The following is a 14989-nucleotide window of genomic DNA, read 5'->3' as shown; positions in this document are numbered from 1 at the left end:
ATGCCGGAAACGAACACAGTTCCATCGCAGCAGGAAATCGACATGCTGCGCGAAAGCGCGGCCGACTTCGTGGGCCGCAACGTCGATATGAAGAAGCTGCGCGAGCGGCGCCGCACGCTGCCCGGCTACGAAGCCGGCACGCTGCGCCACATCGCCGAGCTCGGCTGGCTCGGCATCCTGGTACCGGAAGACCACGGCGGGCTCGGTCTCGGCTTCGCCGAGATGGCGGTCGTGCTGCAGGAGCTGGGCAAGGGCCTGATGGCCGACCCGGCGCTGCCGGCGGTCTTCGCCGGGCGGGTGCTGCAGCACGGCACGAACGAGGCCCTGAAGGAGTCGCTGCTGCCGCAGCTGGTGGAGGGCCGCAGGCTGCCCTGCGTCGCCTGGCAGGAAGCGCAGGGCGGCATCGATCCGAAGGCGATCGCCACGCGGGCCGAGGCCGACGGCACTGGCGTGCGGCTCACCGGCAGCAAGCGCTTCGTCGCGGGCGCGGCGGGGGCGGGGGGCTTCGTGGTCTCGGCCCGGAACGACGAGGGCTTCGGCCTCTACTGGGTCGCGGCCGATGCGACAGGCCTGACGCTGCGCCACGAGTGGCGCGCCGACGAGACGCCCAGCGGCCTGCTCGAACTGCAGGGCGTGCGGGTGAAGGCGCAGGAGGTGGTCAGCGACGACCTCGCGCCGCTGGAACGCGCCCTGGACGAAGCGGCCGTGCTGGCCGGCGCCGAGATGCTGGGCGTGATGGAAGCCGCGCTGCAGATGGCCCTGGGCTACATGCGCCAGCGCGTCCAGTTCGGCAAGGCGATCGGCAGCTTCCAGGCGCTGCAGCACAAGGCCGCGGACCTGTACGTGCAGCAGGAGCTGCTGCGGGCGGTGCTGCAGGACGCGCTGCGCGAGCTCGACGCGGACGGCGACCCGGTCGCGCGCGCCCGGCTGGCGAGCCGCTGCAAGGCGCGGGCCAGCGACGCCGGCCTGCGCGTGACGCGCGAGGTGATCCAGCTGCACGGCGCGATCGGCTTCACCGACGAATACGACGCCGGCCTGTACCTCAAGCGGGCTCTCGTCCTGTCCGCGTGGCTCGGCAACGCCAGCGCCCACCGGCGCCGCTTCGCCACCCTGCAGGAAGACACCCTTGCGGTATAGTTCCGCCGTCCGAAACGGGGACCGGGAAGGGAAGTCATGATTCGAGCTGTCGGGCGTGCGCTGGCGATCTTCGATGCCTACGACAACGAGCACCTGAGCCTGTCGCTGCAGGAGATCGCCGAGCGCATCCGCATGCCGAAGACGACGGCCTTCCGCCTCGTCAACACGCTCGAGCGCGCGGGCTTCCTGGTCCGCATGGACAACCAGCAGTACTGCCTGTCGCTCAAGATGGCGCGGCTGGGCGGGCTGGTGCGCAGCACGCTGAGCATCCGCGAGATCGCGCGCCCGGTGATGCTGCAGGTCAACGAGCAGACGAGGGAAACCATCACCCTCAACACCATCGTCGGCGTCGACCGCATGGTGCTGGAAGTGGTGGACACGCCGGCGCCGCTGATGTCGATGGCGCGCCAGGGGCAGCACATGCCGCTGTTCCTCGGCGCCAGCAGCCGCATCCTGCTGGCCTACATGGAGCCCGACGAACTGGAGAAGGTCGTCAAGGCGAACATGAAGACGCCCGACTTCGACCGCGCGGCCTTCGATCGCGAACTCGCGCGTTTCCGCCGCCAGGGCTACGCGCTCACGCGCGGCCAGCGCGTCTCGGGCCTCACGGCGATCGCCGTGCCGATCTTCGACATGAAGGGCGCGGTGCGCCACTGCCTGGCGCTGACGGGGCCCAGCATCCGCGTGGACTCGCGCGACCAGGAACTCGCCGAGATCATGATGACGGCCGGCCGCGACATCTCCAACCGGCTCGGCGCCAGTCCCGAGCACGGGATCGACATGAAGCTGCTGATGTCGGACACGTCCACGGACCGCGACGAGGCGCCGCCCAGGAAGAAGCCCGCCGCGAAGAAGAAGCCGCCGGCGAAGAAGTCGGCCGCGACAGCTTAGGACGCGACCCGCCGCGCGGCGGGTTTCGTGGGCTGATGGTGAGCCGCGAAGCGCCCGAACCACAGCGCTTCGCGCTTGCGCCAGCGCTGGGGTTCGGGCCCTTCGGGCCTCACCGCCAGCCTACTCCGGCACGAAATCCTTGAAGCTCTTGCCTTCCTCCACCAGCCGCTTCAGCAGCGGCGCCGGCGTCCAGAACTCGCCATGCTGCCGGTGGAACTCGCGGATGCGCTCGTACACCTGCGCCAGCCCCACGGTATCCGCGTAGAACATCGGCCCGCCGCGCCACGCCGGGAAGCCGTAGCCGTTCACGTAGATCAGGTCGATGTCGGAGGAGCGTTGCGCGATGCCTTCCTCCAGCACCTTCGCGCCTTCGTTCACCAGGGCGTAGATGCAGCGTTCCACGATCTCCCCGTCGCTGACCGCGCGGCGCGTGATGCCGGCTTCCTTCGCGCACTGTTCGATGATTTCGTCGACGAGCGGATCAGGCACCGGCGTGCGGCTGCCCGCCTCGTACTTGTAGAAGCCCGCGCCCGTCTTCTGGCCGAAACGCCCCAGCTCGCACAGCCGGTCGGCGACCCTGGAGTAGCGCAGGTGCGCGGGCCGCGTGGCGGCCTGGCGCTTGCGGCTGGACCAGCTGATGTCCAGGCCGGCCAGGTCGGACATCGCGAAGCGGCCCATGGCCAGCCCGAACTTCTTCAGGGCGCCGTCCACCTGTTGCGGCGTCGCGCCTTCCTCCAGCAGGAACTCCGCTTCGCGTGCGTACTGCGCCACCATGCGGTTGCCGACGAAGCCGTCGCACACGCCCACCAGCACCGGCAGCTTGCCGATCTTGCGCACCACGGTCATGGAGGTGGCGATCACCTCGGGCGAGGTCTCCCGGCCGCGCACCACCTCGACGAGGCGCATCACGTTGGCCGGGCTGAAGAAGTGCAGGCCGATCACCGAGGCCGGCCGCGAGGTGCTGGCGGCGATCTCGTTGACGTCCAGGCGCGAGGTGTTGGTGGCCAGCACGGCGCCCTTCTTGCACAGGGCGTCGAGCTTGCCGAACAGCTCCTTCTTCACGCCCATGTCCTCGAACACGGCCTCGATCACGAGGTCGGCGCCGGCCAGGTCGGCCATCTCCAGTGTCGGCCGGATGCGGGCGACGCGGCGGTCCGCTTCCTCCTGGGCCAGCTTGCCCTTGGCGACGGTGCCCGCGTAGTTCTTGCGGATCGTGGCCAGGCCGCGGTCCAGCGCCTCCGGCTTCGTCTCCAGGAGCACGACTTCGATGCCGGCGCTGGCGAAGCTCATGGCGATGCCGCCGCCCATGGTGCCGGCGCCGATCACGCCGACCTTGCGCACTTCGGTCGCGGGTGTGTCGGTGGGGAGGCCGGCGATCTTGGCCGCCGCGCGTTCGGCCAGGAACAGGTGGCGCAGCGCCTTGGACTCGGTGCCGTTGACCAGCACGTCGAAGCGCTCGCGCTCGAACTTCATGCCTTCGTCGAAGGGCAGCGTGACCGCCGCCTCGATGCAGGCCAGGCATTCCAGCGGCGCGGGCAGGCCGCGCTTGCCGGCGGCGATCCTCGCACGCTGCGTCTCGAAGAACTTCGGGTCCGCCGGCGCCGGCGCCTGGCGCTGCGAGGCCACCGGATGGTCGCTGCGCTGCGCGACGCGCCCGGCGAAGGCCAGCGCCGCCGGCAGCAGCTCACCCGCGGCCACTTCATCGACCAGCCCCATGCCCAGCGCTTCGTCCGCGCTGGCCGGATCGCCTTCGATGATCATGCGCACTGCGGCCTCCACGCCCGCCAGCCGCGGCAGGCGCTGCGTGCCGCCGCCGCCGGGCAGCAGGCCCAGCTTCACCTCCGGCAGGCCCAGCTTCGCGCCGCGCTGGGCGATGCGGTAGTGGCAGCCCATGGCGAACTCCAGGCCGAGCCCGAGGGCGCTGCCATGGATCGCGGCGATCACGGGCTTCGCCGACTCCTCGATCCGGCGCACGATGGTGCGCGAGCTCGGCTCCGCGCGCGAGGCGGGTGTGTTGAAGGCCTTCACGTCGGCGCCGCCGCAGAAGAGCTTGCCGGCGCCGATGATCACGATCGCCTTCACGGCCGGATCGCTCCAGGCCGCGTCGAGGTTGGCCGCCAGTTCCTGGCGTACCGCGTGGCCCATGGCATTCACGGGCGGGTTGTTCAGCGTGAGGACGGCCACGCCGCCGTGGAGGGAGTAGTTTTCGCTAGCCATGGCCGCGATTCTAGTTTTCGGAATTGATTCCGGCAAGCGAAACTCGTATCATCTTCGCATGAGCAGCATCGACCTCGAACGCCGCGGCGCCGTCGCCATCGTCACCCTGAACAACCCCGCGGCCCGCAACGCGCTGGATCTCGACATGCGGCGGGCGCTGCTGGCGGCCTTCCGCGATCTCGCCGAACAGGACGAGGTCCGCGCGGTGCTCCTCACCGGTGCCGGCGAGGCCTTCTGCTCCGGCGCGGACGTCGGCAAGATGGGCGGGCGCGACCTCGCCGGCTCGCGCCAGCGCATGAAGACGATGCACGCCATGATCCGCGCCGTGCACGGGCTCGACAAGCCGGTGGTCGCGGCGGTCCGCGGCCCCGCGGTGGGCATCGGCTTCAGCCTCGCCATGGCTTGCGACGTGGTGGTCGCGTCGGCGCAGGCCAACTTCTCGCAGGTCTTCACGAAGGTGGGCCTCGCGCCCGACGGCGGTGCGATCTGGTTCCTGGCCCGCCAGATGGGCTTCTCGCAGGCCAGGGAGCTGGTCTACAGCGCGCGCAAGCTGGGCGGCGAGGAGGCGCATGCCCTGGGACTGGTGACGCGGCTGGTGGAAGACGCTCGCGTCTTCGACGAAGCGCTGGCGCTCGCCACGCAGTACGCCGAAGGCCCGGGGCTGGCGCTCGCCATGGCCAAGCAGATGTTCGCTGCCAGCGTCGCACCTTCGTTGGAGCAGTTCCTCGAAACGGAGTTGTTGATCGGGCCGCAGCTGTCGCAGACGGAGGACCATGCGGAGGGGCGTGCTGCTTTCGGGGAGAAGCGCAAGCCGAAGTTCGTGGGGCGCTAGTAACCCGGCGGGCGCTTGTTTCCCTCGGGCTGATCCTGCGTCGTGCGGCGTCGAAGGCCGGTGGCTCCGTTGAAACTCGTTGGTCAGGCATCGGAGCCATTGCAGGGCACGCGAACTCCCCGGATCCGGCGCAGTGCAGGACCAGGAGGGGACACAGTCCGGCTCAGCGACATCAGGAGGAGGCGCGGACGCAGTGCCATCACGGGCAACGGTTCTCATCCGCGCCGGGGGACAGTCGCCGAGCCGGACTGTCCCCTCCTGGTCCGGGCCACAGGGCGCACGTCAAACCGTACTCGCACCCCCCAGCACCACCGTGCTCTGGCTGGACAAGACTCCGCCATTCCCGTGCGCGATCGCGGTATCACACCCTGGCACCTGCCGCTGCCCGCACTCCCCCCGCAACTGCCGCACCGCCTCCATCAGCACGAACAGCCCGTACATCCCCGGATGGCAGTACGAGAGCCCGCCGCCGTTGGTGTTGACGGGCAGCCGTCCCCCGGGGGCGATCGCTCCCTCGCTCACGAAACGGCCGCCTTCGCCCTTCGGGCAGAAGCCCAGGTCCTCCAGGAACAGCAGCGTCGTGATCGTGAAGGCGTCGTAGACCTCGACCACGTCGATGTCCTCGGGCTTCAGTCCGGCCATCGCATAGGCCTGCGCACCGGAGATGGCCGCGCCGGTGACCGTGAGGTCCGGCATGCTGCTGATGTTCTGGTGGCTGATGTTCTCGCCCACGCCCAGCACGTAGGCCGGCGGCTTGCGCAGCGTCTTCGCGCGCGCCGCGGACGTCATCACCAGCGCGCCGCCGCCGTCGGTGACCAGGCAGCAGTCGCGCACCGTCAGCGGATGGCTCACCATGCGCGCCTTCAGAACGTCCTCCACGGTCAGCGGCGTCTTCTCCCACGCCGCCGGATTCATCAGCGCCCACTGGCGCGCGGCGACGGCGATCTGGGCGAGCTGCTCGCGCGTGGTGCCGTACTGGTGCATGTGGCGCGAGGCCGCAAGGGCGTAGGCGCTGGCCGGCGTCACCGGCCGGTACGGTGTCTCGTAGGGGTTGAACTCGCGCGGCGCCGTGTTCTTGCGGCCGGCACTGCGCTGCGTGCTGCCGTAGGCGATCACGGCCACTTCGCACAGCCCCGCCTCGATCGCCGCCTGCGCGTGCGCCACGTGCGTCATGAAGGAGGAGCCACCCATCATCGTGCAGTCCTGGTAGCGCGGCTTGAGCTGCAGGTATTCGCACAGGGCGGTGCTGGGCATGCGGCTCTGGCCGGCGGCGGCGAACACGCCGTCCACGTCGGCCAGCGCGAGGCCGCAGTCGGCCAGCGCGCGGTGCACGCCCTGGGCCATGAGGTCAACGACGCTCATGCCGCCGGCGACTTCGCCCAGGTCCGATTCGGCCACGCCGACGATGGCGGCGGCGCCGCGGGTGAGGGTGGCCTTCATGCGTTCTCCACGGGATCGAACACGGGATAAGGGCCTTCGTCCCCTTCCGCCGGGTGCACGCGCACCTTCACGCGCAGGCCGATGCGGACCTGCTCCGCGGGCATGCCCTCGACTCGGCTCATGAGGCGGAAGCCCTCGTCCATGTCGACCAGCACCACGTTGTACGCGGGCTCGCCCTTGGGCGCGATCGTCGTCACGGCGTACACCGTGCCCAGGCCGCGGCTGGTGGCCCAGCGCAGTTCGCCGCGGTATCCGTTCGGCGCTCCGACGCGCGGGTAGAACAGCGCGCGGCCGTCGGCGTCGACCTGGTACGCCAGTTCGCCGCGCGCGAGGAAGGCGCGGTACTGTTCGAGGGGCGACTGCGGGAGCGGCGCCGCCAGCGAAGAGGGGAGTTCGTTCATGGTCATCGGGCCTGCCGGGCGATCAGCGCGTCGACGGCGATGATGCGTTCGCCGGCGCAGATCAGGGGATTGACGTCGAGCTCCGAGATGCGATCGCGCTGGTCGGCCGCGAACTCCGAGATGCGGGCGATGGTGTCCGCCAGACGCTCCAGGTCCACCGGCTCGGAGCCGCGGAAGCCCTGCAGCGCCCGCTGCGCCTTCAGCTCGCCGAGCATCTTGCGCGCCTCGCGCGGGCCCACCGGAGCGAGCCGCACGGCCGTGTCCTTCAGCAGTTCCACGAAGACGCCGCCCAGGCCTACGACGACCATGGGACCGAACTGCGGATCGACGCGCGCGCCCACCATGATCTCGGTGCCCTGGGGCACCATGGGCTGCACCAGCACGCCGGTGATGCGCGGCGCCGGCGTCACCGCCTGCGCGTTGCGCATCACTTCCTCGTAGGCGCGGCGCACTTCGGCTTCGCTGCGCACGTTCAGCCGGATCACGCCGGCTTCGGTCTTGTGCGGGATGTCGGGCGATTCGACCTTCAGCACCACGGGCATGCCGACCTGCGTCGCGGCCCGCACGGCTTCCTCGCTGCCGTGGGTGAGGAGGTCGCGCACCACGGGGACGCCGTAGGCCGCCAGGACTTCCTTGCCTTCGCGCTCCGTGAGCGTGGCGTTGGGCGAGGCGGCGATCAGGGCCGCGGCGACGTCGCGCGCGCCGGCGGGAGACACGCGCGCTTCGCGCTGCGCCTGCGTCGACAGCCAGTCGGCCCGCCGGTGCCAGGCCGCCAGCGCCGCCATGCAGTGGTTCATGGAGCGGAAGGTGGCCACGTTCAGGTTCTGCTCGCTCTCGATGGCACCGGGCCCTTCCAGGTGCTGCGTGAGCCAGACGTTGCACGCGACCTTGCCGTGCTTCGCGGCGGCCCTGCCGAGGATCTCGATGCGGGCGGTGGCCGGTGCGTAGGCGTAGGTGTGCGGCACGACCAGCGCGCCGTAGCGCGGGTCCGCCATCAGCGCCTCGAAGCACTCGTTCAGGTGCTGCGGGGTGGACAGCACCTGCGCCGTCATGTCGCAGGGGTTGCCAGGCGCGCCGTATTCGGGGATCAGGCGCTCCAGCACCGCCATGGTTTCCTCGCCGGGATGCGGCAGGTCCACGCCGTGCAGTTCGGCCTTGTCGGCCAGCATGATGCAGGCACCGCCGGAGACGGCGGCCACGGCCACGCCGCGCGCCTGCGGCGGCGGTGCCTTGGCGAAGAAGGAGCAGGTATCGAGCAGTGCCTCCACTTCGTCGACCATGATCACGCCGGCGCGCTCGAACGCCGCCCGATACGCCGCCTGCGAACCGGCAACGGAGCCGGTGTGCGAAACCGCCGCCTGCGCACCGCGTTCGCTGGTGCCCAGCTTGTGCACCACCAGCGGCTTGCCGGCTTCGTTGCACAGGGCCGCGGCGGCGAGGAAGCGCGAAGGATCCGACATGCCCTCGAACACGCAGGCGATCGCCTTGCACGACGGATCGGCCGCGAGGTACGCGACCTGGTCCGCGACGTCGACGTCGCTCGCGTTGCCGCAGGTGAGCAGGTGGCTCAGCGCGGTGCCGTGCTCCTGTGCCTGCGCGAGCGCCGCGCCCACCGCGCCGGACTGGCTCACCAGGCCGATGGCGCCGGGCCGCGGCGCGCCCTTGTACGAAGCCGTGCCGAAGGTGCCGATCACCCCCAGCCCGTAGTTCATGAAGCCGACGCAGTTGGGCCCCAGCAGGCGCATGCCGGCTTCCTGCGCGATGCGCACCAGCCGCTGCTGCTGCGCGACGCGTTCCGGGATCGCCGTCTCGCCGAAGCCCGAGGAGAACAGCACGACGCCGCCGACCCCTCGCTGCGCGCATTCGGCAACGATCGCCTCCACCGCGTCGCGCGGCACGGCGATGAAGACGCAGTCCGGCGTTTCCGGCAGGGCCGCGATCGATGGGTAGCAGGGTTGCTCGCCGATGCGCTCGTATTTCGCGTTGACCATGTACACGGGGCCGGCGAAGCGGCCGGGGCCCGCGATGTTGGCGTAGGTGATGGAGCCGAAGGAGGCCGGGTTGGTCGACACGCCGACCACGGCGATGCTGCGCGGCGCGAAGGTGCGCGCCAGTTCCTCGGGGCGGTACAGGGGGCGGGGTGCGGAGGCGGTCATGCGGCGACGCTGCGGATCAGAATTTCCTGGCCAGGCCCAGCTCGGTGATGAGCGGTGCCCACTTGTCGTATTCGGCCCGGATGAAGCGGCCCAGGTCCTGCGGGCTGCCGCCGCGGCGCACCACGCCTTGCTGCATGGCCTTGGCCGCGAAGTCCTTGCTCGCGAGGATCTCGTTGATGGTCTTGTTCAACTTGTCCACGGTGGCCGCCGGCGTGCCCGTCGGGGCGACGAGGCAGTACCAGGCATAGGCGTCGAGGTTGTAGCCGGCTTCCTTGAGCGAGGGGACCTGCGGCATCTGCTCGAGGCGCTTGTCGTCGAACACGCCCAGCACGCGCAGCTTGCCGCTTTGCGTGTGCGGCATCGCCAGCGTGAGGGAGCCGACGTACACATCCACCTGGTCGCTCAGCAGGGCCTGGATGGCCAGCGGGTCGCCGGTGTACGGCACGTGGGTGGTGCTGATGCCGGCCGCCTTGTCCAGCATCACGCCGGCCAGGTTGGTGATGTTGCCGGCGCCGACCGAGGCGCGGTTGATCTTGCCGGGGTGGGCCTTGGCATAGGCGACGTATTCCTTGAGGTCCTTGAACGGGGCGTCGGCGCGCGCGATCAGGATGCTGGGCTGGTAGCCGATGTGCGAGACGGGCGTGAAGGCCTTGAACGGGTCGTAGCTCATCTTCTCGAACAGCACCACGTTGTTGGCCAGCGTGCTGTTGGAGCCCATGAAGAGCGTGAGGCCGTCCGGCTTGGCGCGGGCCACGGCATCGGCCGCGATCATGCCGGAGGCGCCCGGCTTGTTGTCGACGATGGTCTGGATGCCGCGCTTCGTCATCTCGTCGGCGATGGCGCGCACGTAACTGTCGGTGGCGCCGCCGGCATTAAAGGGCACGACGATGCGCGTGACCTGCGCCGTGGCGGCGACCGAGGCGAAGAGGGTGGCGGCGACGAGCAGGGGCCGCAGGAAGCGCTGGAAAACCATGGGCAAGTGTCTCCGGGATGGATGGGCGGAACCGCAGAGTTCCGCTGTGTGGACGCGAATCCATTATGGCATCGGTGGCGGACGACGGCAAGCGAAGTTCCGTTTGACGAACCGAGTTCCACGTGCAAGAATCCGATCCACTTTTCAGCCAACCCCGGACACCCCCATGAGCACTGACAGCTGGGAGCTTCCCGAAGAACTCCGCCAGATCCAGGACACCGTGGCTCGCTTCATGGCCGCGGAAGTCAAGCCCGCCGAGGACAAGCTGCCCCACGACGCCTACGAACTGCCCGCCGACGCGCTGGACCGCGTGCAGACCAAGGCGCGCCAGATCGGCCTGTGGTGCGTGCGCTCCCCGGCCGAATACGGCGGCGCCGGCCTGAGCCTGCTGGGCCAGGCGGTGGTGGCGGAGGAAGCGGCCAAGTGCCGCATGGGCGCCTACGTGCCCGCCTGCGGCGCCTTCGGCGCGGATCCCCCGAACGCCATCTGGCTCGGCACCAAGGACCAGATCGAGCGCTACGGCATCCCGGGCATCCGGCAGGGCAAGAAGATCTACTTCGCGATCAGCGAGGCTTCCGGCGGCGCCGACCCGGCCCGCTCGATCCGCGCGCGCGCCGTGCGCAAGGGCGACAAGTACATCCTCAACGGCAGCAAGATGTGGATCACGGGCGCCCAGGGCGCCGACTGGGGCATCGTGTTCGCGCGCACCGGCGAGCAGGGCGACCGCGGCGGCATCACGGCCTTCATCGTCAAGGGCAATCCGGAAGGCATGAGCCTCAAGAAGATCCCGGTGATCCGGTCCTACGCGCCCTACGAGATCACGTTCAAGGACGTCGAGATCCCGGTGGAAGACCGCCTGGGCGAGGAAGGCCAGGGCTTCGCGATCTGCGAGAAGTGGCTGGTCGAAGGCCGCATCCCCTACGCCGCCGGCACGATCGGCGTGGCGCAGGCGGCGCTGCAGATCGCGATCGACTGGGCCAAGGAGCGCGAGACCTTCCGCAGCAAGCTGGCCGACAAGCAGGCCATCCAGTGGATGGTCGCCGACAGCGAAATGGAACTGCGCGCCGCCCGCCTGCTGACATGGCAGGCCGCGTGGATCGCCGACCTGGGCCGCGGCGACCTGAAGATCGCCTCGTCGATCGCCAAGGTGACGGCCACCGAGACGGCCGGCCGCGTGGTGGACCGCGCGATCCAGATCCTGGGCGGCCTCGGCGTCTCGCAGGAACTTCCGCTGGAGCGCTGGTACCGCGAGTTGCGCATCAAGCGCATCGGCGAGGGCCCCTCCGAAGTGCACCGCATGGTGCTGGCCCGTCACCTCCTCGGCAGCCGCTAAGGAACATCCATGTCGATCGATCTGGCCGTGCTCGATGGCGGCATCGCCGTCATCACCATCAACCGCCCCGAGAAGCGCAACGCGCTGGATGCGGAGCACTACCAGGCGCTGTCCGAGGCCTGGACGCGCGTGCGCGACGACGACGCGATCCGGGTCGCCATCGTCACGGGCGCGGGCGACAAGGTGTTCAGCGCCGGCGCCGACCTGAAGTCCTGGATCGGCCGCAAGGCGCCGATGTCCGAGCTGTGGCAGACGCAGAAGGGCATGCTGCTCAATCGCGGGATGGAGATCTGGAAGCCGGTGATCGCCGCCATCAACGGCCACTGCCTGGCCGGCGGCATGACGCTGATGCTGGCCACCGACCTGCGCGTGACGGCCTCGCATGCGACCTTCGCGCTCAGCGAAGTCAAGCGCGGCATCATCCCGGCCAACGGCGGCACGCAGCGGCTGCCGGCGCAACTGCCGCACGCGATCGCCATGGAGATGCTGCTGATCGGCGACGCGATCGACGCCGAGACGGCGGCGCGCTGGGGGCTGGTGAACCGCGTGGTTCCCGGCGACCAGGTCATGGCGACCGCGCTCGACCTGGCGCGCCGCGTCGCGGCGAATGCGCCGCTGGCGGTACAGGCGATCAAGGAACTCGCGCTGCGCAGCCAGCAGGACGGCCTGGCCGCCGGCCTGCGCTTCGAGCAATTCGTGCAGAAGGCGCTGCAGGGCAGCGAAGACGCGGCCGAGGGCAAGCAGGCCTTCGCCGACAAGCGCGAGCCGCGCTTCACGGGGAACTGAGATGGCGGGCCTGAGCGGACGGCACGTCATCGCCGGCATCGGCCACACGGCCTTCGGCAAGCTCCCCGGCAGCGACACCGTGTCGCTGAACGTGGAGGCCTGCCGCAACGCGCTGGCCGACGCGGGCATCGACAAGTCGGTCGTCGACGCCGTCTTCGTCAAGGTGCCGAGCTCCGCGCACCAGTTCATGTACGGCCAGAAGGTGGCCGAGGCCCTGGGCATCATGCCGCGCATCGGCGGCGCCTGGGACCAGGGCGGCGCGGCGAACATCACCCTGCTGTCCTTCGCCATCATGGCCATCGAGGCTGGCCAGTGCGAGGTGGCGCTGGTCTGCTACGCCGATACGCCCCGCACCGGCAACCGCGGGCATTTCGGCCGCCCGCGCGGGGACGACGCCGCCTACGGCTGGTTCTCCACCGCTGCCGGCTACGCGATGGTGCATCGCCGGCACGAGATCGAATACGGCACCCGGCCCGAGGCCTTCGCCGCGGTGGCGATGGCGTGCCGCAAGCACGGTGCCGCCAACCCGCACGCGCAGCTGCGCGCGCCGCTGGACATGGACCAGTACATGGCTTCGCCGTGGGTGGTGGAGCCGCTGCGGCGCGACGACTGCGCGCTGGTGTCCGACGGCGGCGCCGCGCTGGTCGTGATGAGTGCCAAGCGTGCCCGCGAACTCGGCGTGGCGCAGCCGGTGCCGGTGCTCGGTTTCGGCCAGGGCCACACCTCCTTCGAGCTGCCGCAGCGCGCCACGCTCACGTCCACCGAGGCAGCGCGTTCCGGCCAGACCGCTTTCGAGATGGCGGGCGTGAAGCCGCGGGACATCGACGTCGCCCAGCTCTACGACTGCTTCACCATCACCGTGCTCATGACGCTGGAGGACTACGGCTTCTGCCGCAAGGGCGAGGTCGGCGCCTTCGTCGCCGATGGCGCGATCGAGCACGGCGGGCGGCTGCCGATCAACACCAGCGGCGGCCTGCTGTCGGAAACCGGCATGCCGGGCCTGCAGCTGGTGATGGAAGGCGTGCGCCAGATGCGCGGCACGGCCACCCTGCAGGTGCCGGGGGCCAGGCTGTGCCTGGTGAGCAACCAGGGCGGGACCATGCACACCCACTCCACCTTGATCCTGGGGAACTGAGATGGAGCTGCCCAAGCCCGAACCCACCGACCTGAGCCGCCCCTTCTGGGACGCGCTGCGCGAAGGCCATCTCGTGATCCAGCGTTGCCGCTGCGGGCATGCCTTCCTGCCGGCGCGCCGGCATTGCCCCCAGTGCCTGCAGCCGGATCCGCAGTGGGAGCGCGCCAGCGGCAAGGGCACGCTGGTGAGCTGGGTCGTGTACCACACGGCCTACCACCCGGCCTTCGAAGCGCGCCTGCCGTACAACGTGGCGCTGGTGCAGCTGGCCGAGGGGCCGCGGCTGCTGACCAACATCGTCGCTGCGAACGCGTCGCTCAACGGAGACGCGCCCGTTGAACTGAAGATCGAGTGGGAAGGCGAGACCGCGCTGGCGCGGTTCCGCCTGGCGCCCTGAAAGTCGGGAATGACCGACCACACCGAAGGAAACCTGCATGCGTGAAGCCGTCTTCGTCTCCACCGCCCGCACGCCCCTGACCAAGGCGCACCGCGGCGAATTCAACGTGACGCCGGGGCCCACGCTCGCGGCCTTCGCCGTGCGAGCGGCGGTGGAGCGCGCCGGCATCGACCCGGGCCGGATCGAGGACGTGATCCTCGGCTGCGGCAACCCCGAGGGCCGCATGGCGCGCAACATCGGCCGCCAGGCCGCGATCCGCGCCGGCCTGCCCGTGAGCGTGGCGGGCACCACCGTCAGCCGCTTCTGTGCGTCCGGCCTGCAGGCGATCGCCGAAGCGGCCGGCCGCATCGTCCTGGACGGCGAGGCCGCCATCGTGGCCGGCGGCGTCGAGAGCATCTCGGGGCTGAAGCCGCCGGTGGCCGGCGCCGAAGGCGGCAGCGATCCGTGGATCGTGGAGCACAAGCCCGAGCTGTACCTGGCGATGATCGACACGGCCGACATCGTGGCGCAACGCTACGGCATCAGCCGCGAGGCGCAGGACCGCTTCTCGGCACAGAGCCAGCGCCGCACGGAAGAAGCCCAGGAAGCCGGGCGCTACCGCGACGAGATCGTGGCCGTGACGACCACGATGGCCGTTGCCGACAAGGCCACCGGCGCGCTCACGCTGCGCGAGGTGACGGTGGACCGCGACACCTGCAACCGCCCGGGCACCACCTACGAAGCACTCGCCAGGCTCGAGCCGGTGAAGGGGCCGGGCAAGTTCATCACCGCCGGCAATGCGTCGCAGCTGTCGGACGGCGCTTCGGCGTGCGTGATGATGGAGCGCCAGGCCGCCGAGCGCGCCAACCTGCAGCCGCTGGGCGCCTTCCGCGGCTTCGCGGTGGCGGGTTGCGAGCCCGACGAGATGGGCATCGGGCCCGTATTCGCCGTGCCCAAGCTGCTCGCGCGCCACGGCCTGGAGGTGCGCGACATCGGCCTGTGGGAACTGAACGAAGCCTTCGCCTCGCAGGCGATCCACTGCCGCGACCAGCTGGGCATCCCCGACGAACTGCTCAATGTCGACGGCGGCTCGATCGCCATCGGCCATCCCTTCGGCATGACGGGTGCGCGCCTCGCGGGCCACGTGCTGATCGAAGGCCGCCGCCGCGGCGTGAAGTACGCGGTGGTCACCATGTGCATCGCCGGCGGCATGGGGGCGGCCGGCCTGTTCGAGATCTTCTGAGCCATGCAACGCAAGGTGGCCGCCTCCGACGCCAGGCGGTCCTGCGGCAACGAAACCTACCCAGCGAGGAAC

At 70.2% G+C, this 14989-nt stretch carries 13 protein-coding genes; 8 read left to right on the top strand and 5 right to left on the bottom strand.

The annotated features are described in order from the left end of the window. Together WG923_RS23565 and WG923_RS23560 are read left to right on the top strand one after the other, a co-directional pair. Complete coding sequence (locus tag WG923_RS23565) at positions 1 to 1137, top strand: acyl-CoA dehydrogenase family protein (protein ID WP_340353450.1); 1137 nt, start codon at positions 1 to 3, stop codon at positions 1135 to 1137. A 36-nt stretch (positions 1138 to 1173) separates the two neighbouring features. After that, on the top strand, positions 1174 to 2028 hold the full coding sequence (locus WG923_RS23560) for an IclR family transcriptional regulator (RefSeq protein WP_340353449.1): 855 nt from the start codon (positions 1174 to 1176) through the stop codon (positions 2026 to 2028). A 120-nt stretch (positions 2029 to 2148) separates the two neighbouring features. Here the strand turns inward: WG923_RS23560 and WG923_RS23555 are convergent, their stop codons facing one another. Continuing rightward, complete coding sequence (locus WG923_RS23555) at positions 2149 to 4245, bottom strand: 3-hydroxyacyl-CoA dehydrogenase NAD-binding domain-containing protein (RefSeq protein ID WP_340353448.1); 2097 nt, start codon at positions 4243 to 4245, stop codon at positions 2149 to 2151. Positions 4246 to 4303: 58 nt separating this feature from the next. On the opposite strand from WG923_RS23555, the gene WG923_RS23550 reads away from it, so the two are divergent. Beyond that, positions 4304 to 5077, top strand: a complete 774-nt coding sequence (locus WG923_RS23550; RefSeq protein WP_340353447.1) for an enoyl-CoA hydratase/isomerase family protein — start codon at positions 4304 to 4306, stop codon at positions 5075 to 5077. Positions 5078 to 5359: 282 nt separating this feature from the next. Here WG923_RS23550 and WG923_RS23545 read toward each other — a convergent pair whose 3' ends face one another. Genes WG923_RS23545 through WG923_RS23530 form a run of 4 tightly spaced genes read right to left on the bottom strand, consistent with a single transcriptional unit; the run spans position 5360 to position 10047 of the window. Continuing rightward, positions 5360 to 6517 (bottom strand): thiolase, encoded by a 1158-nt coding sequence (locus tag WG923_RS23545; protein ID WP_340353446.1) that lies wholly within the window; start codon positions 6515 to 6517, stop codon positions 5360 to 5362. Next, positions 6514 to 6918, bottom strand: coding sequence for a Zn-ribbon domain-containing OB-fold protein (locus tag WG923_RS23540; RefSeq protein ID WP_340353445.1), 405 nt, complete (start codon positions 6916 to 6918; stop codon positions 6514 to 6516). The genes WG923_RS23545 and WG923_RS23540 overlap by 4 nt, the downstream gene beginning before the upstream one ends. Positions 6919 to 6920: 2 nt before the next feature. Then, entirely contained in the window at positions 6921 to 9074 is a 2154-nt protein-coding gene (locus WG923_RS23535) for an acetate--CoA ligase family protein (RefSeq protein WP_340353444.1), read from the bottom strand. Between the two features lie 16 nt (positions 9075 to 9090). After that, positions 9091 to 10047: a Bug family tripartite tricarboxylate transporter substrate binding protein gene (locus WG923_RS23530; protein ID WP_340353443.1), complete on the bottom strand. Its 957-nt coding sequence runs from the start codon at positions 10045 to 10047 to the stop codon at positions 9091 to 9093. Positions 10048 to 10213: 166 nt separating this feature from the next. On the opposite strand from WG923_RS23530, the gene WG923_RS23525 reads away from it, so the two are divergent. The 5 genes from WG923_RS23525 to WG923_RS23505 are packed head-to-tail and all read left to right on the top strand — an operon-like array spanning position 10214 to position 14917. Next, positions 10214 to 11380, top strand: a complete 1167-nt coding sequence (locus tag WG923_RS23525) for an acyl-CoA dehydrogenase family protein (protein WP_340353442.1) — start codon at positions 10214 to 10216, stop codon at positions 11378 to 11380. 9 nt (positions 11381 to 11389) lie between these two features. Further along, positions 11390 to 12166: an enoyl-CoA hydratase/isomerase family protein gene (locus WG923_RS23520; protein ID WP_340353441.1), complete on the top strand. Its 777-nt coding sequence runs from the start codon at positions 11390 to 11392 to the stop codon at positions 12164 to 12166. Between the two features lies 1 nt (position 12167). Further along, a complete protein-coding gene (locus tag WG923_RS23515; RefSeq protein ID WP_340353440.1) occupies positions 12168 to 13301 on the top strand; it encodes a thiolase family protein in 1134 nt (377 codons plus the stop codon). A 1-nt stretch (position 13302) separates the two neighbouring features. Continuing rightward, positions 13303 to 13695, top strand: coding sequence for a Zn-ribbon domain-containing OB-fold protein (locus WG923_RS23510; RefSeq protein WP_340353439.1), 393 nt, complete (start codon positions 13303 to 13305; stop codon positions 13693 to 13695). 37 nt (positions 13696 to 13732) lie between these two features. After that, a complete protein-coding gene (locus tag WG923_RS23505) occupies positions 13733 to 14917 on the top strand; it encodes an acetyl-CoA C-acyltransferase (protein WP_340353438.1) in 1185 nt (394 codons plus the stop codon). The last annotated feature ends 72 nt before the right edge of the window (positions 14918 to 14989 follow it).

The organism is Ramlibacter sp. AN1133, assembly GCF_037890035.1.
Lineage (GTDB): Bacteria > Pseudomonadota > Gammaproteobacteria > Burkholderiales > Burkholderiaceae_C > Ramlibacter.
The sequence above is the reverse complement of the archived record's forward strand: the minus strand, read 5'-3'. Positions and strand labels throughout refer to the sequence as shown.